27 protein-coding genes and 1 pseudogene are annotated in these 25,102 nt (G+C 37.9%); 22 read left to right on the forward strand and 6 right to left on the reverse strand.

Going from position 1 to position 25,102, the window contains the following annotated elements:
* Positions 1-212: 212 nt before the first annotated feature.
* Entirely contained in the window at positions 213-887 is a 675-nt protein-coding gene (locus LIS78_RS05245; RefSeq protein WP_252284742.1) for a class I SAM-dependent methyltransferase, read from the reverse strand.
* Between the two features lie 131 nt (positions 888-1,018).
* Here LIS78_RS05245 and LIS78_RS05250 point away from each other — a divergent pair, with 131 nt between their 5' ends.
* Positions 1,019-1,888: a LysR family transcriptional regulator gene (locus LIS78_RS05250; RefSeq protein ID WP_252284743.1), complete on the forward strand. Its 870-nt coding sequence runs from the start codon at positions 1,019-1,021 to the stop codon at positions 1,886-1,888.
* A gap of 32 nt (positions 1,889-1,920) precedes the next feature.
* A complete protein-coding gene (locus LIS78_RS05255; protein ID WP_252284744.1) occupies positions 1,921-2,274 on the forward strand; it encodes a DUF4181 domain-containing protein in 354 nt (117 codons plus the stop codon).
* A gap of 37 nt (positions 2,275-2,311) precedes the next feature.
* Here the strand turns inward: LIS78_RS05255 and LIS78_RS05260 are convergent, their stop codons facing one another.
* The 3 genes from LIS78_RS05260 to LIS78_RS05270 form a co-directional block, all read right to left on the reverse strand.
* Positions 2,312-3,244, reverse strand: coding sequence for an aldo/keto reductase (locus LIS78_RS05260; RefSeq protein WP_252284745.1), 933 nt, complete (start codon positions 3,242-3,244; stop codon positions 2,312-2,314).
* A 185-nt stretch (positions 3,245-3,429) separates the two neighbouring features.
* On the reverse strand, positions 3,430-4,143 hold the full coding sequence (locus LIS78_RS05265) for a suppressor of fused domain protein (RefSeq protein ID WP_252284746.1): 714 nt from the start codon (positions 4,141-4,143) through the stop codon (positions 3,430-3,432).
* A 148-nt stretch (positions 4,144-4,291) separates the two neighbouring features.
* A complete protein-coding gene (locus LIS78_RS05270; protein ID WP_209151072.1) occupies positions 4,292-5,002 on the reverse strand; it encodes a M50 family metallopeptidase in 711 nt (236 codons plus the stop codon).
* 203 nt (positions 5,003-5,205) lie between these two features.
* On the opposite strand from LIS78_RS05270, the gene LIS78_RS05275 reads away from it, so the two are divergent.
* From LIS78_RS05275 to LIS78_RS05320, 10 genes and pseudogenes are all read left to right on the forward strand, one after another.
* Positions 5,206-6,405, forward strand: a complete 1,200-nt coding sequence (locus tag LIS78_RS05275; RefSeq protein ID WP_252284747.1) for an amidase — start codon at positions 5,206-5,208, stop codon at positions 6,403-6,405.
* Complete coding sequence (locus LIS78_RS05280; protein ID WP_252284748.1) at positions 6,402-7,286, forward strand: fumarylacetoacetate hydrolase family protein; 885 nt, start codon at positions 6,402-6,404, stop codon at positions 7,284-7,286. The genes LIS78_RS05275 and LIS78_RS05280 overlap by 4 nt, the downstream gene beginning before the upstream one ends.
* Before the next feature lie 198 nt (positions 7,287-7,484).
* Positions 7,485-8,465, forward strand: a complete 981-nt coding sequence (galE, locus tag LIS78_RS05285; RefSeq protein ID WP_252284749.1) for a UDP-glucose 4-epimerase GalE — start codon at positions 7,485-7,487, stop codon at positions 8,463-8,465.
* Positions 8,466-8,694: 229 nt separating this feature from the next.
* Positions 8,695-8,877 (forward strand): DUF3973 domain-containing protein, encoded by a 183-nt coding sequence (locus LIS78_RS05290; RefSeq protein WP_013055747.1) that lies wholly within the window; start codon positions 8,695-8,697, stop codon positions 8,875-8,877.
* A 205-nt stretch (positions 8,878-9,082) separates the two neighbouring features.
* Positions 9,083-9,472, forward strand: a complete 390-nt coding sequence (locus LIS78_RS05295; RefSeq protein WP_252284750.1) for a PepSY domain-containing protein — start codon at positions 9,083-9,085, stop codon at positions 9,470-9,472.
* Between the two features lie 258 nt (positions 9,473-9,730).
* Positions 9,731-10,411 carry a YvcA-related protein gene (locus LIS78_RS05300; protein ID WP_252284751.1) on the forward strand — a complete coding sequence of 227 codons (681 nt, stop codon included), beginning with the start codon at positions 9,731-9,733 and terminating at the stop codon, positions 10,409-10,411.
* Positions 10,412-10,673: 262 nt separating this feature from the next.
* Positions 10,674-10,976, forward strand: a pseudogene (locus tag LIS78_RS05305) (YvcA-related protein); the annotation flags it as partial.
* 124 nt (positions 10,977-11,100) lie between these two features.
* The gene (locus tag LIS78_RS05310) at positions 11,101-11,265 is read left to right on the forward strand and encodes a hypothetical protein (RefSeq protein ID WP_245210657.1); all 165 of its coding nucleotides are present in this window, start codon (positions 11,101-11,103) and stop codon (positions 11,263-11,265) included.
* Between the two features lie 267 nt (positions 11,266-11,532).
* Positions 11,533-12,306, forward strand: a complete 774-nt coding sequence (locus tag LIS78_RS05315; RefSeq protein WP_209151077.1) for an EAL domain-containing protein — start codon at positions 11,533-11,535, stop codon at positions 12,304-12,306.
* Positions 12,307-12,530: 224 nt separating this feature from the next.
* Entirely contained in the window at positions 12,531-14,504 is a 1,974-nt protein-coding gene (locus LIS78_RS05320) for a sensor domain-containing diguanylate cyclase (RefSeq protein WP_252284752.1), read from the forward strand.
* Positions 14,505-14,527: 23 nt separating this feature from the next.
* Here LIS78_RS05320 and LIS78_RS05325 read toward each other — a convergent pair whose 3' ends face one another.
* Positions 14,528-14,842 (reverse strand): winged helix-turn-helix transcriptional regulator, encoded by a 315-nt coding sequence (locus LIS78_RS05325; RefSeq protein ID WP_028407725.1) that lies wholly within the window; start codon positions 14,840-14,842, stop codon positions 14,528-14,530.
* A 289-nt stretch (positions 14,843-15,131) separates the two neighbouring features.
* Between LIS78_RS05325 and LIS78_RS05330 the strand changes: the two genes are divergently transcribed.
* Both LIS78_RS05330 and gdh read left to right on the forward strand, forming a co-directional pair.
* Positions 15,132-15,983, forward strand: a complete 852-nt coding sequence (locus tag LIS78_RS05330) for a RhaT/GlcU family sugar-proton symporter (RefSeq protein ID WP_025749619.1) — start codon at positions 15,132-15,134, stop codon at positions 15,981-15,983.
* A 62-nt stretch (positions 15,984-16,045) separates the two neighbouring features.
* Positions 16,046-16,831: a glucose 1-dehydrogenase gene (gdh, locus tag LIS78_RS05335; RefSeq protein WP_025749618.1), complete on the forward strand. Its 786-nt coding sequence runs from the start codon at positions 16,046-16,048 to the stop codon at positions 16,829-16,831.
* Positions 16,832-17,023: 192 nt separating this feature from the next.
* Here gdh and LIS78_RS05340 read toward each other — a convergent pair whose 3' ends face one another.
* On the reverse strand, positions 17,024-17,986 hold the full coding sequence (locus LIS78_RS05340) for a bile acid:sodium symporter family protein (RefSeq protein WP_252284753.1): 963 nt from the start codon (positions 17,984-17,986) through the stop codon (positions 17,024-17,026).
* 201 nt (positions 17,987-18,187) lie between these two features.
* Between LIS78_RS05340 and LIS78_RS05345 the strand changes: the two genes are divergently transcribed.
* The 8 genes from LIS78_RS05345 (at position 18,188) to LIS78_RS05380 (ending at position 25,043) form a co-directional block, all read left to right on the forward strand.
* Positions 18,188-18,388, forward strand: coding sequence for a DUF3311 domain-containing protein (locus tag LIS78_RS05345; protein ID WP_013055761.1), 201 nt, complete (start codon positions 18,188-18,190; stop codon positions 18,386-18,388).
* On the forward strand, positions 18,385-19,839 hold the full coding sequence (locus LIS78_RS05350) for a sodium:solute symporter family protein (protein ID WP_252284754.1): 1,455 nt from the start codon (positions 18,385-18,387) through the stop codon (positions 19,837-19,839). The genes LIS78_RS05345 and LIS78_RS05350 overlap by 4 nt, the downstream gene beginning before the upstream one ends.
* Before the next feature lie 577 nt (positions 19,840-20,416).
* Positions 20,417-21,724: a sensor histidine kinase gene (locus LIS78_RS05355; RefSeq protein WP_252284755.1), complete on the forward strand. Its 1,308-nt coding sequence runs from the start codon at positions 20,417-20,419 to the stop codon at positions 21,722-21,724.
* A 1-nt stretch (position 21,725) separates the two neighbouring features.
* A complete protein-coding gene (locus tag LIS78_RS05360; RefSeq protein WP_209151082.1) occupies positions 21,726-22,649 on the forward strand; it encodes a response regulator in 924 nt (307 codons plus the stop codon).
* Between the two features lie 217 nt (positions 22,650-22,866).
* A complete protein-coding gene (locus LIS78_RS05365; protein WP_028407730.1) occupies positions 22,867-24,138 on the forward strand; it encodes a cation:dicarboxylate symporter family transporter in 1,272 nt (423 codons plus the stop codon).
* 109 nt (positions 24,139-24,247) lie between these two features.
* A complete protein-coding gene (locus LIS78_RS05370) occupies positions 24,248-24,385 on the forward strand; it encodes a hypothetical protein (protein ID WP_252284756.1) in 138 nt (45 codons plus the stop codon).
* Between the two features lie 154 nt (positions 24,386-24,539).
* Positions 24,540-24,719, forward strand: a complete 180-nt coding sequence (locus tag LIS78_RS05375; RefSeq protein ID WP_013055768.1) for a YfhD family protein — start codon at positions 24,540-24,542, stop codon at positions 24,717-24,719.
* Positions 24,720-24,863: 144 nt separating this feature from the next.
* Positions 24,864-25,043: a hypothetical protein gene (locus LIS78_RS05380; RefSeq protein WP_209151083.1), complete on the forward strand. Its 180-nt coding sequence runs from the start codon at positions 24,864-24,866 to the stop codon at positions 25,041-25,043.
* Positions 25,044-25,102 lie beyond the last annotated feature (59 nt).

Below are 25,102 nucleotides of genomic sequence, written 5' to 3' on the forward strand. Positions count from 1 at the left end.
CATAAAAAGACATAAAATAGTATAAAAATACTTTATATGGGTTTTATGTACAAAAAATTCAAAAGTTCAGGAGAACGAAGCTATTATTAGATATACGAAACTGGAAAAGAAGTATGCGTAGTTTTATGGAAATAGATAAATATTCTTATTCGAATATAGGGAGGGAAAGAGTAAAAAAACTACTTGCAAAGAGACAAGCAGTTTTTAAACCGTTATTTTTGAGCATACATCACAACAAAATTAAAAAATTTATAGATGCAATCCACCGTGCTAAACCCGCTTGCTGTTAACCAACTTAACTGATCATGTAAAGTTGCCATTTTATCTAACTTCGTACGTTCATGAGCAGCCTCAATTTGCTCATGAGTTAATCCGCTTGCGGCAATTCTTTCGCTCCAGTCTTTTTTATATAACTCTTCAACAATAGAAGAATGGCCTAATACTTGATCGGCATTAATAAATATTCCTCCTGTATGCAGCAAATCATAAATTTGTCCATACAGCTTTTGTTTTTGTTCGTCTTCTAAATGATGAATAGCAAGTGAAGAAATCACAATGTCAAATGAGTGCTCAAATTTGTAGCTTGTTATATCTGATACGATAAATTCTATATGCTGTTCATTTTTAAAGCGTTCCTTTGCTTTTTCAAGCATTTGATCTGAGACGTCAATCAACGTAAAATGCGCATCTGGGTATTTTTCTTTAACAAAAGAAGAAAACAAGCCTGTACCTGCTCCGATATCAAGTATGCGAAGCGGCTTTTTTGAAAAGTGAAGAAGCGAAACGGGAATAGAATAAAAATCAAAAAAACAAGGAATGAGTTTGCGGCGCTGCTCATCATACTGAGAAGCATGAGCATTAAATTTTTCTTTAACGTTATTTTTCATTTTTACAGCTCCTTTATTTGGTAATATTGAGATACATATATCGTATAGAAGTTTAATAGAAAAGAAAATAAACAAAAATAAGCAGTATTGATTCCAGTTTGTTATGAATAGAAAGAGATGGAGAGAAGAGAATGGAGATCAAATGGTTAAAAACATTCATCATAGCGGCTTCTTATGAAAATTTCAGGCAAGCGTCTGAAGATTTATTTTTAACACAGCCTGCTGTATCAAAGCATATTCAGCGACTGCAGCAAGAATTAGGAGATGAGCTTTTTGAAAAAAAAGGTAAATATATCGCGCTGACTGAGGCAGGACGCTTTTTTTTGCCTCATGCTCAAAAAATGGTGAGAGCATATGAAGAAGGAGTAGGGAATTTTAAGTTATGGAAGCAAGGATATAACCGAAAACTGACTATATCCGCTGCTCCTCAAATAGCAGCATCTGTTTTGCCGAGTCTAATCAAACAATTTGTAGAGAGATATCCCCATATTGAAGTAACGGTTAATATCACAAATTCGTTTCAAGTGGGAAAAGACATCAGCGACAGAAAATCAGATATTGGATTAACAAGGATGCTTCCGGGTCAGGCAGACGTTTTTTATGAGTTAATTCATAAAGAAAAAGCAGTCTTAGTTGCCCCGTTTTCTGTAGGAGCACGTACGGAACAGGAGCTGTTATCTTCCTACCGGCTCCTTACGAATAATCATCCTGTTTATTGGGAAGATTTACTCCTTCAAATCAAGGCTTGTTATCCTCACATTCAGCTGCTTCCTGTGACGCAAGTAGAAATTACAAAGCGCTTTATTGAAGAAGGCCTAGGCGTATCTTATTTGCCATTTTCTATGGTGAAAAAGGAAGTTGAAAATCAAACGTTAAGCGTAATTTCACAGCAAAAAATTATCCGGCCTTCTTCACATACGTATATCGTAACAAAAGGCGAAACAGAAGAAACAAAGCAGTTTAAGCACTTTGTGGCTGAGACCTTAACAGAAACGAGCTGAAATGATACCATAAAAAGGAAGGGGAGATGACGATGTATATATTGATCATGCTAGTATCAGCAGCAGTCTTAGTAGATTTTATTTTAAGAAAAGTGCTTGATATACCTCGCAGCAAATTTTGGGGTAAATATGAGTATGAAAGTCTAGCTTTAGGACGATGGGATAAATATGTGACGATAGCTTTTGTTCTTTTTCTAGTACTCGATATGATCTTTATGTTTGTCGAGCCTTATATCGTGTCTTGCCTATTTTTAGTTGCGGCTATTTTGCTGAAAGGGATAGATGAATGGAAATATAAACAAGAAACCAAAGAGTACATAACAAGCTTTGTACAGATGGGATTCTTCCTTATGGCTTTTGTTCTATTAGCCAGCGGAATTGTATAGAAAAAAGAGCTTTACCTATGGCAAAGCTCTTTTTATATTATTTAAAAATATGATCAATGTCTTTAATTTCCGAAGAAGTGAGCTGAACATCTAATGTTTTTAAGTTATCAAGTACTTGATCAGCGCGTTTTGCCCCCGGAATTAATACATCAATTGAATCGCGCGTTAAGTACCAAGCCAGAACAAGATGAGCTACTTCTACGCCTTTTGCGTTAGAGATTTGACGAAGACGCTCTACTTTTTCTAGATTTTGCTGAAATGCTTCCCCGATAAAATGAGGCATATCTTCGCGCAAGTCATTAAACTTTGTATTTTTATCGTATTTCCCAGCAAGTAAACCAGCAGCTAGCGGGAAGTATGGAATAAATGAAATGCGGTTTGCAGCCGTATAAGGTAAAATATCGTTTTCTGCTTCTCGCTGAATTAAGTTATATTGCCCTTGTACCACGTCTACATAACCATCTTTATTTGCTTCTTTTAACTGATCTAATGTGAAGTTTGATACGCCGATAGAACGGATTTTTCCTTCATCTTTTAATTCTTTTAACGCACCGACCGCTTCGTCTTTAGGTGTGTTTTTATCTGGAAAGTGAATATAATATAAATCGATATAATCTGTTTGAAGGCGTTTTAAGCTATCTTCAACCGACTGTTTTAAAAACGCAGGAGAATTGTCTAGCAGTACCTCATCTCCAACAATTTTATGTGCTCCTTTTGTGGCGATAACCGCTTCTTCACGATTTCCGCGTTCTTTTAGCACTTCACCAATTAATTCTTCAGAACGTTTTGGACCATAAATGAACGCTGTATCAAGTAGGTTTATGCCATTATCTAGCGCCTTATGAACAAGGTCTTTGCCGACTTCCTCGTTTAGGTTAGGATATAAGTTATGTCCTCCCACAGCATTTGTTCCAAGTCCAATAGGATTAACATATAATTCGGATTTTCCAATCTGTACTTTTTCTGCCATGTCTAACGTCCATCTCCTTTTTTATATCTTCTTTTTTACTATAGCAAAATATACCATGAATCAAAAATAGTACGCTCATATGAAAAGCAGCTTTAAAAAAGTATGTGAACTAAAGTTTTATGTAAATAAGGATTATATTCTACAGGGCTCTATTCTCAATAACAGAAATAAAAAAAGAACCTCTTCTAAATAAGAGATTCTCTTTTAGTCATGGTAATATGATAACTTTTTGACAGCTGAAATGTTTCAGCAAGCTGCCTGCGTCCTTGCGCTCCTTGTTCGCGTACATACTCTAATTCGTTTGGTGTAAGAAGCTTCATACTAATCAGTTTAATAGATTCGTAAGGTAAAGAGAGGCTAGCTGAAACAGAAGGAGACTGAACTCCTAGCAATACACCAATTTCTCCATTTTCATTTACAAAATGAGATGGTACGTCCAAATCAGTAAATTCAATTGAAAGAATATCATGCTTCATGAATAGTTCTAGCATATTAGGGTGAGCGGCAGCATTTTGGCTCATTTGATAAAGAAGGTCAAATGCCCAGTGATCCTGGATATCAGATAAAGGTCCGCGCAGAGATTCATCATCGCATTCGATATAGAATTCTAATCCTTTTCCTTGCTTTCGGCTCTTTTCTTCGGGGGATTGAAACGGATCGGACAAGCCGTCGCTTGCGAGAATAACCGTATCTGTTTTTTGAACACGAATAAATGTTTGACGTCCAGATGGCCAGGCAGGCCCGCCAAAAAACATGGGATTTAACAAATGAGTTAATACGTCTCCGTCGACATGTCCAATTGTGTTCCAGTAGTCTTTTCTTTTTGAGATTGCTTCCTCAAGAACACGCTCTACTTCTTTTTCCTGCTTTTTTTGCTTCCACTTTAAAAATAATGACAAGTATCCCACACCTCTTTACGACTTCATAGTACCCAATATATACCTCATTAAGGGAACTCGTAAACTATTATTTAGTGCATGAAAGTAAATTATTCCTTTAAATTATAAAATTTCCAAAGTTTTCTTAGGAGATTATAGAATTTTGTCTTTAATAAATCAGTTGAAAAATCAAATAAGCCACATACACGGCCTGTGCGAAAAATAAAAAACCCCAAAAGCGTGCTGAAAGATGGGTAAGCTGCTTTAAACTCGTAGCGTCACCTGCATCGTGTGGATATTTGATGCTTAACACAAAAATAATAAAGGCAGAAAATAGAGATTCTACAAGCAACAGCGCACCAACAAACATCATGCTGTAGCGCATAAGCTGTGGATCTTGCAGATAATAGATGCCTCCGAGGATCAAACCGATAGAAAAAAGCCACACAATTCCGTATCCGTTACGTACCCAAAGCAGTAAATTAATAACAACAACACTTCCTAACCCGTAAAAAAGCCAGTCGTAGTGATGGTGAACCAGCAGGTAGAAAAACAAATAAGCCATTGCTGAGCTGAACGGGTAGCCGGCTAAGGCAATAATGACGCGCGGCAGCCATCCACGGGATCCCGCGTAGGTGGCAGTCACAGCTACACCTTCATTATTGGTATAAAGCTCAATGCGATTGACGCCTTTTCCGACAATGAGCCCCATTAACGCATGGCCATCTTCATGAAACATCGTATTTAAATTTGAAAAATAACGTCCAATATGCCGAAGCAGCTGATTAATGCTAGGAGCAAATGAACCTATAAATGGAATGCCTCTTGTTAGCACAAAAGCTAATAAAATAAATAAGAAAAGCGTAGTAGATTGTTCCATCGCGATAGTCCTTTTCGTAAAATGATATGTTTCTACTTTACTCGCAAACGTGCTAAAAGGGAAATGAAACGGCTAGTTTCTCTAGGAAAAGAGAAGCTGGGAGATTTACATAATATTAATGTTAACAGACCTGACACATTCATTGACCAGCTTATTCCAAATTTTATATTCTAAACAGATATAAGAAATGAGGAGATGGTTGAATGAAAGATACGTGGAACGCATTTGTAGACAGTGATCTTTACGTACCTCCAACAGGAACGGGAATGTTAAATAACTTGAGTTTTGCGTTAAAAGACGTATTTGATGTACAAGGACATAGATCAAGTGCAGGAAATCCAGATTGGCTCGCCACGCATCAGCCTGCAAGCGAACATGCAGACGTAGTAGCTGCTCTTTTAAAAGAAGGAGCTGCACTCAAGGGAGTTACGCACACTGACGAGCTTATGTACGGATTAAATGGAGAAAACGCGCATTACGGAACACCGGTAAACCCAAAAAGCGCAGATCGAATTCCGGGAGGTTCTTCGAGCGGATCAGCGGTTGCTGTGGCAGCGGGAATAACTGATTTTGCGATTGGAACAGACACGGGAGGATCGGTTCGAATTCCGTCAAGCTACTGCGGTATTTTTGGCTATCGTCCTTCTCACGGACGCATTTCTACAAACGGTCTCATTCCACTGGCTCCAAGCTTTGATACAGTCGGTGTAATGGCTAGAGACGGCCACACGCTGCAAAAAGTTGGAGCGGTTTTATTAGACTCAGCGTCGCGCGCTAGTGAATTTACACGACTGTATGTACCAACCGACGTGATGGAACTTGTGGATGAACAAAGCATGCGAGCTCTTGCGCCATCTATTAACCACGTAATGGAGTCTTTCTCTACTACAGAAGAGATAGCGATTGCCCCTCAGGGTTTTTCTACATATATGGAAACCTTCCGTTTGCTGCAAGGAAAAGAAATTTGGCAAATGCACGGAGAATGGATTCAAAAAGAAAATCCAACGTTTGGAGAAGACATCGGAAGCCGCTTTCAATGGGCCAGCACTCTTACATTATTAAATATGAATTATATAGAAGAAAAGCGTCGTGAACTTCGCTATTTTATGTACTCACAGCTTGGAGAAGAAGGAATATTAGTACTTCCTACAGCTCCAGGACCCGCGCCAGTAAAAGATGCAAAAGGTCCGGAGTTAGAAAACAGAAGATTGCGAACACTTCAAATGACGTGTATTGCCGGCCTAAGCGGTCTTCCCCAAGTTACGATACCTGCAGGAGAACTAGACGGTTTGCCAATCGGCTTATCTTTTATTGCGGGATACAACCAAGATGAAAAATTATTAAATTGGGTAAAAGAAAACAGCGATCGTATCATTCAAGCATCGGTAAGGAGCGTATCATGAAGTTAGTAAATATAATAGAGCAAGGGAAAGAACAAGCAGCCATTTTAGACAATGACAGCATTCTGCTTATAGAAGATATCAATACTAAATATTTAACAAACTGGTCTACAACAATTTGGGATCTTATTCAATATAAAGAACTTCGCCACCTTGAAACATGGTATGCCCATAATAAATTTGGTATGAACAGCTCTTTTCCCGTACTGCACTTGCAGGACAGAAAACAAGCTCCTGTCATTAGTCATCCGTCAAAATTATTAGGCATTGGATTTAATTATGCGGCTTCTGAAGAAAAACTAAAAGACTACGATCGTGCCATTGATCCAGTTAGTTTTTTAAAACCCGCAACCGCCATTATTGGACCAGATGACAGCATTCGTATTCCAAAGCAGTCCTACAAAACAACGGCTGAAGCGGAACTAGCGGTGGTGATCGGCGAAACGTGTAAGGATATAGAGCCAGATGAAGCGATGAACGTAATTGCTGGTTACACGTCAGCAATTGATGTAACCGCAGCCGATATTCATGCGGCAAATCATCGCTACTTAATGCGTGCGAAAAGCTTTGATACATTTTGCAGTATCGGCTCAGAATTTATCACAAAAGAAAGTATATCAAATGTGAAAGCACTTCAAGTGCGCACATTGCTAAATGGAAACGTGCAGCATGAAAATAGAGTATCTAATATGATTTACGACATTGCGTACTGCGTTTCGTTTTTCTCAAAAGTCATGACGCTGCATCCGGGCGATATCATCCTAACAGGAACGCCGGGACCGGCTGTTATTGAAGACGGGGACTGTATTGAATGTCATATTGAAGGGATGCTTCCATTAAAAAATAAAGTAAAAGATATGAAGAAAGTGCCTCAGCAAATATAAAAAGAAAACCCGCTGCTTACAAGCACGGGTTTCTAAATAGAAATAAACATCTTCACACTCAGTTCACAATTGTTAGATATACTAATTAAAAGATAGCAGTTGCGTTATCATATACTGAAAAATGAAATATTTACAAATGGAAAAGAAACGGGTACGATATCTGTAGCGACACTTAATAAAAAGGAGCTGACTGACAGTATGATTTTAGTCATCGGAGGAGCAGGCTATATCGGAAGCCACCTAGTAAAAGAATTAGTGAAAACAAATGAAGTTGTGGTACTTGATAATCTATCAACGGGTCATCGCTGGGCAATTGATGAGAAAGCGGTATTCGTAGAAGGAAATCTAGGTAATAAAAAAGATTTAGAAAGCGTATTCACAAATCGTAAAATTGATGCTGTCATGCATTTTGCTGCTAATAGTTTAGTAGGGGAGTCAGTAACAGATCCTCTTAAATATTATCAAAACAACGTAGCTGCGACATTAACCCTTTTACAAACGATGATGAAGCACAATGTGAAAAAGTTTATTTTTTCATCTACTGCTGCTACATACGGGATTCCTTCTGTAGATATCATCACAGAAGATACGGCAACAAACCCAATTAATCCGTACGGACGTTCAAAGTTAATGATTGAACAGATTCTAGCTGACTTTGCAAGTGCTTACGATATGGAATATGTTGTGCTTCGTTACTTCAACGCAGCGGGTGCTTACGAAACAGCGGAAATTGGCGAGTGTCATGATCCTGAAACGCACTTGATTCCAATCATTCTTCAGCACCTGCTTGGTGAACGTGAAAACATTTCTGTATTCGGCTCAGACTACGGTACTGCAGACGGAACGTGCATCCGTGACTACATTCACGTAACGGACCTAGCAAATGCTCATATCTCAGCGCTTCAAGCACTGTTAGACGGCACGAAGAAAACAGCAACGTACAATCTTGGAAACGGCCTTGGCTACTCTGTAAAAGAAGTGATTGAAACGTGTGAAAAAGTAACCGGTAAAAAAGCGAATGTCGTTATGGCAGACCGTCGCGCTGGAGATCCGGCACGCTTAGTTGCATCTTCTGATAAAATTCACGCAGAATTAGGCTGGAAAGCGCAAATTTCATTAGAAAAAATCATCGCATCAGCTTGGAACTGGCATCAAAACAGCGCAAAAGTAACAAATTAATAAAAAAGCCTCTTTTCTTTTTGAAAGAGGCTTTTTTATTACGATTAAACTGATTTATGTTCTAAATAATCATTTTGAAAAGCCAGCGGTTTAGCCCATGGAAAAGCCTTCTTCTTTTCGGACATTTTCCCCAAACAAGCACGACTTTTGTTCTTTTCCATATGATGTAGGTAAATATACCATTCACAATTATCCCCGTTTATAAAATAGTCCGCAAGGAGGTTATGATATGTATTACTGTGTAAGATGCTCCAAATTTCATGACGAACAGGAAAAAGAAAACATCTTTCAAAATGGTTTTTACATTGATCCCTATTTGCTTCAAAAAGTTCATTTAGGCATGTGCGTACACAAATCGCCGTCAATCAAACAAATGAGAGCCGTAGAACGATTCGAAACGAAAAAGATGTAGAATTCACATTCACAAATAAGAAGCTAGATCTAACCAGGTCTAGTTTTTTCAGTGGGTAACAGCTTTCTTCAGCTATCTTTCATGTAATATTAAGAGAAATTTAAGACAAGCCCGCTATACTAGATATTAGACGTATACATAAGGTATGGTACGTTAAGAAATTGAAACAGCAGTCCGTTTTATAAACTAGAAAGGATGGCGTCAAATGATTTCTGAAAAACGATCTCTTTTGTTGAAAGAACAAGCAAAGCTTCTCGCATTAAAAGAATATAAAGGCATTGTCAAATCCATATCGCTGAGTAAAATACTCACTCTTCCTATTTATATAGTAGACATCCTTACGTTAAACGGAGAAGAGCATAAAGTAAAAATTAACGCCCAAACCGGCAGTATTTTGAAAGAAAAAACGATTCCTTTAACCAAAAGCCGTGCAAAAGCATACGCATTAAGACAGCATAAAGGTATTATCGAATCGATTGTTCTCACTAACAAGCAATATGAAATTGTGATTCTTGGACTTGATGGAAAAAACCACAGCGTTAAGATTGACGCTGAGATTGATGTGCTAGCACAAGAAGAGCAAACCGTTCAGTAAACGTCCTATATTATGTAATCAACCTCACTTTGTTGAAAGTGGGGTTTTCTTTATTTGAAGAAATCATTAATAAAGGTAACAATGATAAAAAAAGAAGTGATTATTTCTTTAATAGAAAGGGTAAGTAACAGTAAAAAATAACCAATTCCTAATTATGGTTCTTTGATTCGTTCTGCTTATGACTCTCCCATTATAAGTATGATAGTATCGAAAATGTATAAAACTTAGGTTATAAGATAACTAAAAGGGTGTGCGCCAATGAAAAAACGTACGAAGACCATTATTGCAGTTATTGCAGGAGCTGCTATTTTAATAGGAGGAATATGGATGATAAACGAAAGCCGATACCCAAACGTCCCTGCTTTTGATGATCACTTTACGCGTGAATTCTTAAACAAAGATAAAAAAGTGGATGATGGGTTTTATGAGTTTAAGTCGAAGACAGGGCAGTATACGATGTGGTTTCCGGAGGAGTATCAGTTGATTCATGAAAATAAAGAAGATTATTCTATCAACGGAAAGGATTATGAGCGATGGGTAGCTTCTTCGGAAAGTTTCTTTAATAATAAAAGCGAGATTTCATATATTAACGTGGAACTGGCAGATAAAGTGAAAAAAAATGAGGACATAAATGTAGAGAGTTTGTTTAAAAAAAACTTACACGTTAATATGCCAAAAAAGATAGAAACAGCTAATGCCAGTATATATTACGATTCAGCATATACATATTTTAAAGGAACTGAGGAAAAAGTTGTAAAGAACAATATTAAGTATGTTCCAAATACATATGTAGCATATATAGCAAATAAAGATACGGATAGAGTAATCGAGCTCTACTACAAATATACAGGAGAAAATTTAACAGAAAAACAAGGGGAGAAACAAGAAAAATTAATTGTGAAAATACTACAAAGCGTAAATTTTCATGAGGAGAAATGATTATGAGTGAAAAGGCATTGCTAAATAATAACCTACGAAATAGAATAACTCAGCTTGAGTACAGTGGATTATATGGATGAAAGTGAATTAACATAAGAGATACTGCTATTCCTCAGACAGTGGTCTCAGGGATTTTTATATGTTCAACAATTACAAATAGATGAGTAAGTAGTATGCAACATACATAGCAACAGATTTAAATAAAACTATTCAAATTATATTAAATGTGGTTTCTTTCAAGCAATGAAGGGAGTGTGTAACGATGAAAAAACGTACCAAGACCATTATTGCAGGAGCAGCTATTTTAATAGGAGCCATATGGATGATAAATGAAAGCCGCTACCCCAACGTTCCAGCTTTTGATAATCACTTTACGCGTAGTTTCTTGAATAAAGATAAAAAAGCGGATGATGGATTTTATGAGTTCAAATCAAAGACAAATCAGTATAAGATGTGGTTTCCGGAAGAGTATTAAGTTTTACATAAAAATAGAGAGGATTATGCTATAAATAATGATTCTTACGAGAGCTGGTGGGCTGTTTACAATGAAGAAGTTGAAGGTAAAACACAAGCGAATCTTTATCAATATGAGCAATTTGTCTATGATTACAAGCAAACGATAAGAGGTTATTGCGCTAAGTTAAGTATATGGTAAACGTAGATTTTATGTATATAGGTGCTTCTAGCGGTTGATTGGAGGGCAAGGCGAAGACTCCTGCGGGAAAAGCGGAACAGGTGAGACCCCGCAGGAGCGTAAGCGACGAGGAGGCTCAGCGGCCGCCCGCGGAAAGCGAAACCGTGCACGGAAATCAACCGCGGTGTCACAAGCAATCTATACTAGTCCCTTTATCTAATTTGCTCATCTTTAGATGGGGTTGAGTTACTTATGTCTCAATCTCTTTTTTGAAACATCCTTTACAGCCTATCTATCAAAAGTATAAAAGTCTCTAAAACACTTCTTTGTTGCTATCATAAGCCCTTAGCAAGTCTCAAAATACCTAAATTACCTAATGGAATATATTCCTTTTAATGGACAATTAGCTGTTTTTAGGATATATTTTTATAAGTTTATGTTATGGAAGAAATAGTATATTGAAAACGAAAGGTGATTAAACGAAAGAATGGATGCTCATGTTTTAAAGGAACTGACGTATGAAGACTTTCAGTTTGTATATCAGCCTATTTATGCGCTGGATTCGTGGGAGACGCTGGGTTTTGAGGCTTTGCTGCGCACAGCTTTCGCAAAAGGGCAGATTGAAGAGTTGTTTTCACTGGCAAGACGCCATAATTGTTTATATAAGCTTGATACGATGGCAATTGAAGGAGCGATCAAACACTTTCCGTTTGATGTGTTGAAATCAGAGGATGTATTTATCAATGTGTTTCCATCTACTCTTCTCCATCCGCATTTTCAACTGTTTTTAACGTATCTGTTGAACACCTATAAAAACGCGAAGCATCGCATTGTATGGGAGTTAAATGAAACGCTTCATGAAAAGATTTTATGGGAATCGCCTGCTCTTTTTGCCCGAGTAATGAGTTTGAAAGAGGCAGGATTCAAAATTGCGATTGATGATTTTGGAGCAGGAGCCGCAGCGATGAGACAAGTGAGCATGTACGAACCTCACTATATGAAGCTGGACCGAAGCTATGCTGAAGGGCTAGCCGACTGCAAGCAAAAGAAAGATCTGATTGATTTGCTTGTTAACTATTATCCGCATACGAATCTCATTTTAGAAGGCGTTGAACGAGATAAAGATTTAGCCGCAGCGATTTCGTTAAACCTACATGCTGCTCAGGGCTATTTGCTGGGCATGCCGCAGTCGATCTCTTCCTACTTAACTTATAATAAGTACCGCGGTTTATTCAGACGAGAAAGGCTGCTGAACTCTTAAACCATACACTTCACTAAATAGATAATTTATCGTAATATAGGAGTGGGTAATTAGAGCTATACGCAACATAGATGTCTTGAATTTTTATAAAATTATGTGATTTTGTGCGATTGTTAAAATATTTTAAGTGATAAAGAAGACGTGTTGGTTAGGGATAATGAGTGAATTACATGTCAAAACAAGACGTTTAGTGAAATTCCAAAGGCAGATGGAGGATATTTAGTATGTATAGTGAAGGGGTATTCCAATTTTATTTTATGAATATGCCGCAGCCTGTTATTTTAATTCAGCAAGAAAAACATCAGCTATATTATAAAGAATGTAACAAAGCAGCTCAGCAATTCTTTGACAAGATGGAAAAAAAGATAATCAATAAAGAAGAAAATCTGCTTTTTTACACACTTTGTGAAAAAGCTATTGCCACGAAAGAACCGATTCAATATCAATACATACAGCTTTTTCAGCCCGACCGGCATGCATATGAAGTAACATTTACCCCTCTTTTTAATCAAGCGACAACCCCTTCACATGTCCTTGTCATGGCTCAAGAAATTCATTATAAAAAAACACAGGAAGAGAGCACGCGTTTACTCGATGCGTTTCTAGAAAACACGGTAGACGCCATTCTAATTGCTGACTGTGATGAGAAGATCTTAACAGTCAATGGAGCATTCGAAAAGCTATTTCAGTGGAGAAAAGAAGAAGTTATAGGAAAAAGCCGTCAAGAGATGAACATCGTGTCAAAGAAAGAAGAAAAAGAAAACCTTAAATTAATCGAAGAATTAAAAAATGGTAAGACGCTGCCTCCTTATGAAACAGTCAGGTACACAAAAAACGGCGAAAGCGTGTGTGTATCTGTCAGCTATTCACCGATTTATGACTATCAAAATCAACTGGTCGCCTATTCGGTGATTTACCGAGATATCACAGCTATTAAAAGATTAGAATTGGAACTCATAAAAAGTAAACAGTGGTACAAATCGCTATTTACAAACCACCACCACGCGGTTTGTATGCTGAATTTGGACGGTACGATTTTAAATATTAACAGTGCATTCTTAGAAACGCTGCAGCTTTCTGCAAGTGATGTGCTCCATCAAAATTACCGAGATATTGCTAAACGGCTGGGAGCCTGTAATTACAAGTCCTGGAATGTATATAAAGCAATCAGCTACAGCACAGAGCTAACATTTCGTAGAAGTCAACATTCCGCACAGCACGTGTACATTACAACTATTCCTGTTAAAGTAAATAATCAAACGGTTGGCGCCTATGCAATCTTACACGATATTACGCCTCAAAAAGAAGCAGAAGAACAGCTGGCTTATACAATGAAAGAACTTGAAAATATAAAATATGCGCTTGATGAATCAGCTAGCGTTATGATTATAAATGCAAGTGGAACTATTACCTATGTAAATGATATGTATGTACAGTATTCAGGTTATGAAAAAGAAGATTTATTGGGGAAGTATTATCGAGATGCAGGGCTTCATCATGACCATTCTGAGCTGCTTGAAACAATAAAAAGCGGAAAAGTATGGCGAGGGCAGCTTGAAATGGGGACGAAGCATCATCAGTCATACTGGGTATCGAAAACAATTGTGCCGTTAAAAGATATAGACGGAAATATTACTCATTATGTGTCCATTCATAATGATATTACTGAGCAAAAAGCGTTAGAAAATAAACTTCATTTTGAAGCCACTCACGATAGTTTAACAGGTCTTCCCAACCGGGCGATGTTATTAAAAGAGTTAAACAAAGTAATTGAAAAAGGGCAGCGAAAAAGCGATGAGTTTTTTGCGCTTTTGTTTCTCGACTGTGATAATTTTAAGCAGATTAACGATGAATATGGCCATCATATAGGCGACGAATTTCTAAAAGCATACACGAAGAGATTAAAAAGCTGTGTACGGAAAGGCGATCGCATTTATCGTTTGGGCGGAGACGAGTTTATCATTATTTTAAACGTAACAAATGGACGGGAAATTGAACAAATTGCTAGGCGGATTCATGTATCTCTTCAGCAAAACTGGAATGTACGGGGCTATTGTTTGCGCACAACAACTACCATCGGCGTGTCTATTTATCCAGAGGACGGGGAATCGGCTGCTTTATTATTAAAAAATGCAGATGATGCGTTATACAAAGGGAAAAGAGAAGGGAAAAATAATTATATCCTCTATCAAACGTAAAAAAAGCCTCACTGGAGGCTTTTTTATTTTATCCATGTTTTTGCCCACTTACTGACGGGCCCTAAGATCATACCAAGCTCTGATCCTTTTTTGGTTAAGATATATTCAATGCGAACGGGACGTTCAGGAATAACGTGCCGGATCACAATTCCTTCTTCTTCCAGTTCTTTCATTCGTTCGGTTAACATTCGTTTACTTAAAGAAGGAATGCTGCTGTGAATTTCACTAAAGCGTTTAGGTCCGCTCATAAGGACATAAATGATCAATCCATTCCATCTTTTTCCGATTATATCGAATGTTTTCCACACTTTTGGACATAACTCATCAAAATCATTCATTGATGTCACCTACTTTATTGTATATAGGATATTAAAAGTAACCACTGTAATGTTATTATATACTAACATTTGGATAATGAAAAGGCTATCTTTTTTTATTTTCAAAACTTTCAGTAGCTTGGAAACGCTGTATTGTAAAGTATTTAAAAAAAGTCACAAAATCGACATATTATTGTTGACGTATCAAGAAAAAAGGTCTAAGATTGGTTACATAAAGTTACCTAGTTAAACAAAAGGTACTTTAAATTTACAATTACATCAAGAGTTTGAGAAAGAAGGTTAGTATCAAATGGATATCCTTTTGGCTATTCTTCCTGCGATTTTCTGGGGAAGTATTGTCCTGTTCAACGTTAAATTGGGCGGAGGTCCTTACAGTCAAACGCTTGGGACTACAATTGGTGCGCTGATCTTTTCAGCCGTTATTTACTTCGTAGTTCATCCCGTATTGACGCCGCTTATTTTTATTGTCGGAATCGTTTCAGGATTATTTTGGGCAGTTGGGCAAAGTAATCAGTTGAAAACGATTGATTATATTGGTGTTTCAAAAACCATGCCAATTTCAACTGGTATGCAGCTTGTGACGACATCGCTGTTTGGTGTTATCGTATTTCACGAGTGGTCAACAACAACAACCGTTATTTTAGGTGTGTTAGCTCTTATCTTTATTGTTATTGGTATTGTGTTAACATCACTAGAAAGCGAAAAAAATGCAGAGCAATCTGGACAATTCAAAAAAGGGATTATTACCCTTATTATTTCAACAATTGGATACTTAGTGTATGTAGTTGTCGCTCGTTTATTTAATGTAGACGGATGGTCGGCGCTATTCCCACAAGCTATTGGTATGTTAATTGGGGGACTTATACTTACTTATAAACACAAACCGTTTAATAAATACGCAATTCGCAACATTATTCCAGGGCTGATTTGGGCAGCTGGTAATATGTTCTTATTTATCTCTCAACCTAAAGTAGGGGTTGCAACAAGCTTCTCATTATCACAAATGGGAATTGTTATTTCAACGCTTGGCGGTATCTTCTTATTAGGAGAAAAGAAAACGAAGCGTCAGCTTATTTCGATTACGATTGGTATTGTGCTCATCATTTTAGGTGGCGTATTCCTCGGAATGGCTAAAAGTTAACGTTTACGTAAAAGTTAATGATAGTATGTATGAATAAATGAAAACACTAGGAGGATTTTATTATGTATACAGATTTAAAAGATAAAGTAGTTGTAATTACAGGTGGATCAACAGGTTTAGGACGCGCAATGGCTGTTCGTTTCGGTCAAGAAGAAGCAAAAGTTGTTATTAACTATTACAACAATGAAGAAGAAGCTTTAGATGCGAAAAAAGAAGTAGAAGAAGCAGGCGGACAAGCAATCATCGTTCAAGGCGACGTAACAAAAGAGGAAGACGTTGTAAATCTTGTTCAAACAGCTATTAAAGAATTTGGTACATTAGACGTAATGATTAACAACGCTGGTGTTGAAAACCCAGTTCCTTCTCATGAGCTATCTCTAGATAACTGGAACAAAGTTATTGATACAAACTTAACAGGTGCATTCTTAGGAAGCCGTGAAGCAATTAAATATTTCGTTGAAAACGACATTAAAGGAAATGTTATCAACATGTCTAGCGTTCACGAAATGATTCCTTGGCCATTATTTGTTCACTACGCAGCAAGTAAAGGCGGTATGAAACTAATGACGGAAACATTGGCTCTTGAATATGCGCCAAAAGGTATCCGCGTAAATAACATTGGACCAGGTGCGATGAACACACCAATTAACGCAGAGAAATTTGCAGATCCAGAACAACGTGCAGACGTAGAAAGCATGATTCCAATGGGTTACATCGGTAAACCAGAAGAAGTAGCAGCAGTTGCAGCATTCTTAGCATCATCACAAGCAAGCTATGTAACAGGTATTACATTATTTGCTGATGGTGGTATGACGAAATACCCTTCTTTCCAAGCAGGAAGAGGCTAATATAGTTTAGAATCGATGTAGAAAAAGAGACATGGCAAAATCGGCCATGTCTCTTTTTCTATACCTAAGCGAATGCCACCCCCCTTGCGGGGTTGGTGGCATTCGCCTAGGTAAAACCTTTTAAGAACTTTTTAAAACCTTTTTGGGAAGAGTCAAGGGAGCTTTTTGTGCTTCCCTTATAAGTTTATGGTATTAGCCAGCCATATTTTTGTTAGAAGAGGGCTGGTTTTTGTCTTTTAGTTTGCTGAAGATAAAGGCCAGCACTGAGCCTGAGATGTTGTGCCAGACGCTGAAGATGGCGCTTGGGACAGCGGCTAGTGGCGAAAAGTGAGTGGAAGCGATAGTGACGCCGAGCCCTGAGTTTTGCATGCCAACTTCCATTGCCACTGCTTTTTGTTTGGCTAGATCCATTCCGCATAAGCGGGCAAAGAAGAAGCCGATTGTGAAACCAAGAATGTTGTGAAGAACAACTACGGCAAAAATGATACCGCCTGTTTTAGCAAGCTGTGCTTGGCTTCCTGCCACAACGGCGGATACAATCAAGACAATCGCGACTACTGAAACAAGGGGAAGGGCTTTGGAACTTGCTTCTGCAGCTTTTCCAAAAAACTTTTTGATCGTAAATCCAAGAGCAAGCGGAATGATGACAACTTGTATAATGGAAATAATAAGAGACATGATATCAATATCGACCCACTTGCTTGCAAATAATAAAATGAGAAGCGGTGTAACAATCGGTGCTAAAATGGTTGAAACAGAAGCGATAGCAACTGCGAGCGCAACGTTTCCTCGAGCCAAAAAGACCATTACGTTTGATGATGTGCCGCTTGGACAACAGCCTACTAAAATAACGCCCACTGCTATTTCTTTTGGTAAATCTAAGCCAATCGCCAAACCGAATGCGAGAAGCGGCATAATGATAAAATGTCCCACCACGCCTAGTGCTACTTCTTTCGGTCTTCGAAATACTTCGCTGAAATCAGACGCTGACAGCGTTAATCCCATTCCAAACATGACAATTCCTAAGAGCGGAACGATGTACTTTCCAATCCATACAAAGTGCTCTGGGAATGAGTAAGCAATAACGGAAATTAAAATAACCCAAAGCGTAAATGTTTTTCCTGCAAATGTACTGATTTTCTCTATTGTTTTCATCTGTACGATACCTCCTGCGAACTATAAGAAGAAATTATACTATTTATTCAGAAAAATGAAAACAGTATTTTTGTAAAATAGTACAGAATATTTTATCTTTTGGAGATTATTTCAGTTTAAATGCAAGCATTCCTTCATTGAATGGACAGAATATGTGGTAATATAAAGAAGTTAGTTTTAGAAAGTCGGAGGAGTTTAGTCATGAAATTTATCTATATTTTGTCTGTCCTTCCGTTCGTAGGCATATTAGGATTTCTTCCTTTTGTTAATCGAGTGACTCCGTTTGTTCTCGGTATGCCGTTCAATATGTTTTGGATGGTGATATGGGTGGTGCTTACGTCCATTATTTTAGGGGTTATGTACAAGCTTGATCCCAGAAATCGGGAAGGGGAAGAAGAATGAATAGTGCACTTATTATTATTTTACTATTTTTAGTGGCAGCTATTTTTCTTGGCATACGATCAACCAAAGGCAAAGATATGAACTTGGAGCAGTGGACGGTAGGCGGACGCGGTTTCGGGGCTATTTTAGTGTTTGTGCTGATGGCCGGAGAAATCTATACAACGTTTTCGTTTCTAGGCGGAAGCGGATGGGCTTATGGCAAAGGAGCTCCTGCACTTTATGTCTTAATTTATATTAGCTTATCATATGTCTTATCATACTGGCTTCTTCCTGTTATTTGGAAGTATGCAAGAGATCATAAGCTCGTTTCGCAGCCTGATTTTTTTGTAAGCAAATATAAAAGCCCTTACCTTGGTGTGCTTGTAGCTGCTGTAGGAGTGATTGCCGTCATTCCTGTTATTGTTGTGCAGTTAAAAGGATTGGGGATTATTGTATCACAAGCATCCTACGGCGCCATTTCGATGCCGGCAGCCATTTGGATGGGAGCTATCAGTTTAACGCTGTATGTTATGATATCCGGTATCCACGGTTCTGCATGGACGGCCGTTATTAAAGACATTATGATGCTTGCTGTGATTGGATTTTTAGGCATTTATTTGCCTTTTCATTATTACGGAGGATACGGTCCGATGTTTGAAGCGGTGAATACAGCGAAGCCAGGGTTTTTAAAGTTTCCTGAGCAAGGATTAAGCGTCTCATGGTTTATTTCGACCGTTATTTTACTAGTACTTGGTTTTTATATGTGGCCGCAGGTGTTTAGTTCAAGTTATACAGCGAAAAATGCAAAGGTATTTCGTAAAAATGCAATCATTAGTCCTCTTTATACGCTGATGCTGCTCTTTGTATTTTTTGTTGGATTTGCAGCTATTTTAAAAGTTCCTGGTTTAAGCGGAGGAGACGTGGATCTTGCGCTATTACGGATCTCAATCCAAACCTTTGATCCTTGGTTTATTGGAATTATAGGAGGGGCCGGTTTGCTGACAGCGCTTGTGCCGGGGTCGATGCTGTTAATGAGTGCGTCAACGCTGCTGGCTAAAAACATATACAAACCGTTTGCGCCTCAAGCAAGCGAAGCGCGTATTGCTCTTTTAGCGAAAAGCTTTGTACCAATCGTGGCTCTCATTTCCGTTTACTTTACGCTAAACGGAGGAACGACGCTGTCAACGATTATTTTAATGGGCTATAGTCTGATGACACAGCTGTTTCCATCACTGCTTTTCAGTTTGAGGAAAAATAATTTTGTAACGAAACAAGGAGCAGCGTGGGGGATTGTTGCTGGAATTATTGTAGTGGCCTATATTACAATCAGCGGATCTACTATTGGTACATTATTTCCGTCACTGCCTCAGCAAATGAAGGATATCAATGTCGGATTTATTGCGCTGCTTGTCAACTTTATAGTAATGTGGGGAGTCAGTATGCTCACGAAGAAAAATAGCGTTTCTGCATAAGAAGCGCTGTTTTTTTGATCAAACAGTAAAGAGCCAAAGGAATAGGATCATCCTTTGGCTCTTTAAGTGGCTTTTAACCGATAATTTGTAAAATTTCCTACATCAACTGATTTACGCTAAAGCGGGAACTCGGTCGTTATAGTAAATAACTTCCGATAGGATCTTACACCCTTTAATCTCCTGAAATGTCTTTTTCGCCTCTACCTCTGATTCAAATTCAAACATAGTCGGACTTTGGTTTTTCGAGTAAACGGTAATGATCCACATTGTAAAATAAGCTCCCCCTATAAAATAATAGTTTTCCTTTTTAGTGTAGCTATCAGGTGATGTGATAATAATGAATAGTTGTGATACAGCCTCACATTTTAAAAGGTACTTCTACTATACAACAAAAATTACAAAATAAAACAAGAAAATCTAAAAAACTACAGAGAATAATGAAAGAGAATAAATAACCGTTTATATATGGGCTATATTTATAAATGGAAGTAGGAATGTAAAAAAATATAGGGAAGAGCGATTGTCTTTTAGATTGCTAAACTATATACTTATGTTCAAAAAGTGCAGGAAGTGAACGATGAAAGTTGATACGGTAGTAAAAAAAGATGTTTTACTCATTCTGGTGATGATAGTCGTTGTGCCGCTAGCAGGAGAGCTTAAATATTATCCTTTTCATGATACGTATAGAGTTAGCTTTGCTGTGCCCATTTTTTTCTTTTCACTGCTGCTTTTAAGAAAGGTATCTCCTGTAATACCAGGTATTTTAGTTGCTAGTGCTATAGTGGGCTTTCGAATGTACCTTGACTGGTATAACTACGAATCATTTGATTTTCTGCATTCTTTGCAGATCCGGTGCTCAGCAGGGATTTATTATCTTGTTTATGCAATTGCTTTTTCTTGGTTTAAGATTAACGATTTTCATTCAAAGCCGTGGATTATTGGCATATGGAGCATCATCATCGAAACGGTTTCAGGCGGAATGGAATTGTTTTTTATGTATGTAATGGTTCATCATCATATTGTGTTCCCGGAGTTCATGCAAATTTTTATTGTAGGCGTCTTTCGAAGTTTCTTTGTTCTATGCCTGTTTAGTATGATCAAACTTTACGAAGGGCAGCTTAGAGAACGACAAATCTCTCAAAAAAATGATCAGCTGCTTGTTGTGCTTTCAAATTTATATGAGGAATCCATCCATTTAAAAAAAACGCTGCAGGACGCTGAGCGGATTACGAAAAAGTCGTATGATTTATATGAAGAACTACACGAAGCGGATATCCACCAGCTTACTTCGCTGCACGATTTTAGCCAAAAAGCATTACAAATTGCAGGAGAAGTACATGATATTAAAAAAGACAACCAGCGGATATCAGCAGGACTGTCCAAGGTCATTACAAAAGAAGAATTTTCTGAGTATATGGAAATCGAAAGTCTGCTTCAAATCGTCATGCGCAGCAATGAAAAATATGCGGCGCTGTTAACAAAAGATATTCATTTTTCATATTCGATTCTAGGAGAGCATCCTCGCTATCACGTGTACTTGTTTTTATCATTAATTAATAACCTAGTAACGAATGCGGTCGAAGCGATTGAAAAAGAAGGCGCGATTATTATCGACGTATGTCGAGAAGAAGACCGTATTTTATTGTATGTAAGAGACAGCGGTCCCGGAGTGAAAAAAAGGCATGAACGTCTCATTTTTAAAGCGGGATTTACATCTAAATATGCAAAGGACGGGACGCCTTCTACGGGTCTTGGGCTTGTCTACGTTAAGCAAATGACCGAGCAGCTGGGCGGAAGTATTCAATTTATTAATCTGTCTCCAAGCCCCGGTGTTCAATTTACTATAGATTTACCTATTTCTACGTTAATGGGGGATAAGGACTAATATGCGATTTTATATCATAGATGATGACGAAGTCTTTCGTTCAATGTTAGCCGAAATTATTGAAGATAATGATCTAGGGGAGGTTATAGGAGAAGCAGAAGACGGGATTGTGTTAAATGATCAATTTTCTTTATTGCAGCAGATCGATATTTTATTTATTGATTTATTAATGCCGATTCAAGACGGAATCGAAACCGTGCGCAAAATAAAGGATATTTTTAAAGGGAAAATTATTATGATGTCACAAGTAGAAACGAAAGATTTGATTGGAAAAGCCTACTCGCTTGGCATTGAATACTATATCACGAAGCCGCTTAATCGTATGGAAGTGCTCATGGTGATTCAAAAAGTAATTGAACGAATTCATGTTCAACAATCAATGGAGAAGATTCAAGAATCGTTAAATACCGTACTTAATGTAGGAAATCAGCAAAAAACGCCTTCTTTTGGTAAAAAAGAAAGCGATCCGGCAGAAGCCTGCAGGTTTCTTTTAAGAGAACTTGGGATTTTAGGAGAAAGCGGAAGTAAAGATTTGATTGAAATCATCAATTACTTGCATCAAACGGAAAAAAGCACGATGTATGAACAGCATTTTCCTTCTCTCAAAGAAATCTTTGAGAAAATTACCGTGAGAAAGCTTGGTTCATCTTTTTCAGAAGACGTGCTGCAAAAAGAAATGAAAGCAGCCGAACAGCGAGTAAGAAGAGCCATTTATCAGTCTTTAAATCATTTGACCTCTCTTGGCATGGTTGACTTCTTTAATCCTAAATTTGAAAATTACGCTTCTAAGTTTTTCGATTTTTCAATGGTGCATCAGCGCATGAGAGATATAGAAAAAGGCACGGGAAAAAGCAGCACTCCGAGTCGCATAAACGTAAAAAAATTTATTCAAATGCTCTATTATGAAGTCAAACAAACGCTGTAGTAAAAAAACTACAGCGTTTTCATTTTGTAATTTTCTAAAAACTTTTTTGTTAGTTTCAGTAGGTTTTTGTTAGATTTTGTGATGCCTGTGATAATGTAATCTTATGAATAAAAGAACTACTTAATAAACAGTTCTTAATGGAATTGTATCTGTTGAATACATTAAGTGCAAATAAACAGCTTCGAGCTGTTAGAAAAAAGAAGGAAGGTGCAAAGATATGTTCAAAAAGCTTGGATTAGCAGGACAAATTCTAATTGGTTTGATTGCAGGTATTATTGTAGGGGCTATTTTTTACGGAAATCCTAAAGCAGTTGAGGTGCTCCAGCCAATTGGAGACGTATTCATTCATTTAATTAAAATGATCGTGGTGCCGATTGTTATATCTAGTATCATTGTGGGCGTTGCGGGTGTTGGTGATATTAAGAAGCTTGGTAAATTAGGCGGAAAAACAATTCTTTACTTTGAAATCATTACAACGGTTGCCATTGTTGTAGGCTTATTAGCAGCTAACTTGCTTCACCCTGGTACTGGTGTGGACCGCAGCGGTCTTGAAAAATCAGATATCAGCAGCTACACATCAACGGCAGAAGCTACAGAGCAAAAAGGATTTGTAGAAACATTTGTTCACATCGTTCCAACGAATGTATTTGAGTCAATTGCTGCAGGCGACATGCTGCCAATTATTTTCTTCTCGGTCCTATTTGGACTTGGAATTGCATCAATCGGTGAAAAAGGCAAGCCGGTTTTAAGATTCTTTGAAGGCACGGCAGAAGCGATGTTTTGGGTAACGAATTTAGTTATGAAGTTTGCACCGTTTGGCGTATTTGCTTTAATCGGTGTAACCGTATCAAAATTTGGATTAGCGTCTCTGATTCCGCTTAGTAAGCTTGTAATTGTTGCTTACGGCACAATGATTTTCTTTGTATTAGTTGTACTAGGACTTGTAGCTAAATGGGCAGGCGTTAACATCTTCCACTTATTAAAAGTGCTAAAAGATGAATTGCTGCTAGCATTTTCAACTGCAAGTTCAGAAACAGTATTGCCGCGTATTATTGCGAAAATGGAAAAGTTCGGATGTCCTAAAGCAATTACATCTTTTGTTATTCCGACGGGATATTCATTTAACTTAGACGGATCTACTCTTTATCAAGCGCTTGCTGCGATTTTTATCGCGCAAATGTACGGTATTGATATGAGCATCACACAGCAAATTTCACTGATATTAATTTTAATGGTTACATCTAAAGGAATTGCAGGAGTTCCGGGCGTGTCGTTTGTTGTACTGCTTGCAACGCTTGGATCTGTAGGACTTCCGGTAGAAGGGCTTGCTTTTATCGCTGGAATCGACCGTTTGTTAGATATGGGACGTACAGCGGTAAACGTAATTGGAAACTCACTTGGTGCAATCGTCATTTCGAAGTGGGAAGGTCAATTTAACGATAAAGACAAGGAAGCTTATATTAACGAAGTAACAAAAAAAGTATCGTAACAACAAAGAGTATGGGACAAAAGCATTTTAGTTGAAGAAAGATCCGAACGAATAATCGTTCGGATTTTTTTCATGTTGATGTAGATTTTATCTGTGCAGTTGCTTCTAGTTGTCGATTGGAGAACAAGGCGAAGATTCCTGCGGGAAAAGCGGAACAGATGAGACCCCGCAGGAGCGCAAGCGAGGAGGAGGCTCATCGACCGCCCGCGGAAAGCGAAGCCTTATACGGAAATCAACGGCCGTATAACAAGTGATCCATATCACCTCATTTATCCATTTTATTAGGCTTTAGATGGGATTTATTTAGTTATATCTCAACCTATTTCTTTGAATTTGCTTTGAAAAATTGGGAATAGTAACTAAAGATGAAAAACAAATGATTAATACAAGGAGGTCACAACATGGGAAGAGCAAATAATCACAAATCATCACATAACAACAAAGGGTCACTGCCTCAAACACCAAAAGAGTTAAAAATTGCTCCGGATCAAGCAAATGAAGAATTTTCACGTGAGTTAGCGCAGCATCATGATGCTAAAGCGAAACAGGACTTAATTTTGAAACAGCAAAAGGAAAAGTAAAGACAAAAGAGGTTGAACAAAAGTGTTTTAATTGAAGGGAAATCCGAACGATGAATGGAGATTCTTGATGCAGAATCCAACTCGTTCGGATTTTTTTGTGGTGATGGTAAGTGTAGGTTTCGTGTATGTAGTTGCTTCTAGCGGTTGATTGGAGGGCGAGACGAAGACTCCTGCGGGAAAAGCGGAATAGGTGAGACCCCGCAGGAGCGTACGCGACGAGGAGGCTCAGCGCCCGCCCGCGGAAAGCGAAGTCTTGCACGGAAATCAACAGCGGTGCAACAAGTAATCCATACCCGATCATTTATCTCATTTGTTCGTCTTTAGATTGAGTTGATTTCGGTATGTGTCAACCTCTTCTATACATACCGAAAGATAAAAATTCC

Origin of the sequence: Priestia megaterium, from assembly GCF_023824195.1 — a bacterium.
GTDB classification, from domain to species: Bacteria; Bacillota; Bacilli; order Bacillales; family Bacillaceae_H; genus Priestia; species Priestia megaterium_D.

Bases quoted from the DNA above. Each gene is read 5' to 3' on its own strand.
- LIS78_RS05355 (WP_252284755.1), top strand. From the start codon at position 20,417: ATGAAAGTTGATACGGTAGTAAAAAAAGATGTTTTACTCATTCTGGTG.
- LIS78_RS05325 (WP_028407725.1), bottom strand. From the start codon at position 14,842: ATGAATGATTTTGATGAGTTATGTCCAAAAGTGTGGAAAACATTCGAT.
- galE (WP_252284749.1), top strand. From the start codon at position 7,485: ATGATTTTAGTCATCGGAGGAGCAGGCTATATCGGAAGCCACCTAGTA.
- LIS78_RS05250 (WP_252284743.1), top strand. From the start codon at position 1,019: ATGGAGATCAAATGGTTAAAAACATTCATCATAGCGGCTTCTTATGAA.
- LIS78_RS05260 (WP_252284745.1), bottom strand. From the start codon at position 3,244: ATGGCAGAAAAAGTACAGATTGGAAAATCCGAATTATATGTTAATCCT.
- LIS78_RS05360 (WP_209151082.1), top strand. From the start codon at position 21,726: ATGCGATTTTATATCATAGATGATGACGAAGTCTTTCGTTCAATGTTA.
- LIS78_RS05270 (WP_209151072.1), bottom strand. From the start codon at position 5,002: ATGGAACAATCTACTACGCTTTTCTTATTTATTTTATTAGCTTTTGTG.
- LIS78_RS05275 (WP_252284747.1), top strand. From the start codon at position 5,206: ATGAAAGATACGTGGAACGCATTTGTAGACAGTGATCTTTACGTACCT.
- LIS78_RS05365 (WP_028407730.1), top strand. From the start codon at position 22,867: ATGTTCAAAAAGCTTGGATTAGCAGGACAAATTCTAATTGGTTTGATT.
- LIS78_RS05345 (WP_013055761.1), top strand. From the start codon at position 18,188: ATGAAATTTATCTATATTTTGTCTGTCCTTCCGTTCGTAGGCATATTA.
- LIS78_RS05375 (WP_013055768.1), top strand. From the start codon at position 24,540: ATGGGAAGAGCAAATAATCACAAATCATCACATAACAACAAAGGGTCA.
- LIS78_RS05315 (WP_209151077.1), top strand. From the start codon at position 11,533: ATGGATGCTCATGTTTTAAAGGAACTGACGTATGAAGACTTTCAGTTT.
- LIS78_RS05330 (WP_025749619.1), top strand. From the start codon at position 15,132: ATGGATATCCTTTTGGCTATTCTTCCTGCGATTTTCTGGGGAAGTATT.
- LIS78_RS05290 (WP_013055747.1), top strand. From the start codon at position 8,695: ATGTATTACTGTGTAAGATGCTCCAAATTTCATGACGAACAGGAAAAA.
- LIS78_RS05300 (WP_252284751.1), top strand. From the start codon at position 9,731: ATGAAAAAACGTACGAAGACCATTATTGCAGTTATTGCAGGAGCTGCT.
- LIS78_RS05280 (WP_252284748.1), top strand. From the start codon at position 6,402: ATGAAGTTAGTAAATATAATAGAGCAAGGGAAAGAACAAGCAGCCATT.
- LIS78_RS05340 (WP_252284753.1), bottom strand. From the start codon at position 17,986: ATGAAAACAATAGAGAAAATCAGTACATTTGCAGGAAAAACATTTACG.
- LIS78_RS05255 (WP_252284744.1), top strand. From the start codon at position 1,921: ATGTATATATTGATCATGCTAGTATCAGCAGCAGTCTTAGTAGATTTT.
- LIS78_RS05350 (WP_252284754.1), top strand. From the start codon at position 18,385: ATGAATAGTGCACTTATTATTATTTTACTATTTTTAGTGGCAGCTATT.
- LIS78_RS05295 (WP_252284750.1), top strand. From the start codon at position 9,083: ATGATTTCTGAAAAACGATCTCTTTTGTTGAAAGAACAAGCAAAGCTT.
- LIS78_RS05320 (WP_252284752.1), top strand. From the start codon at position 12,531: ATGTATAGTGAAGGGGTATTCCAATTTTATTTTATGAATATGCCGCAG.
- gdh (WP_025749618.1), top strand. From the start codon at position 16,046: ATGTATACAGATTTAAAAGATAAAGTAGTTGTAATTACAGGTGGATCA.
- LIS78_RS05245 (WP_252284742.1), bottom strand. From the start codon at position 887: ATGAAAAATAACGTTAAAGAAAAATTTAATGCTCATGCTTCTCAGTAT.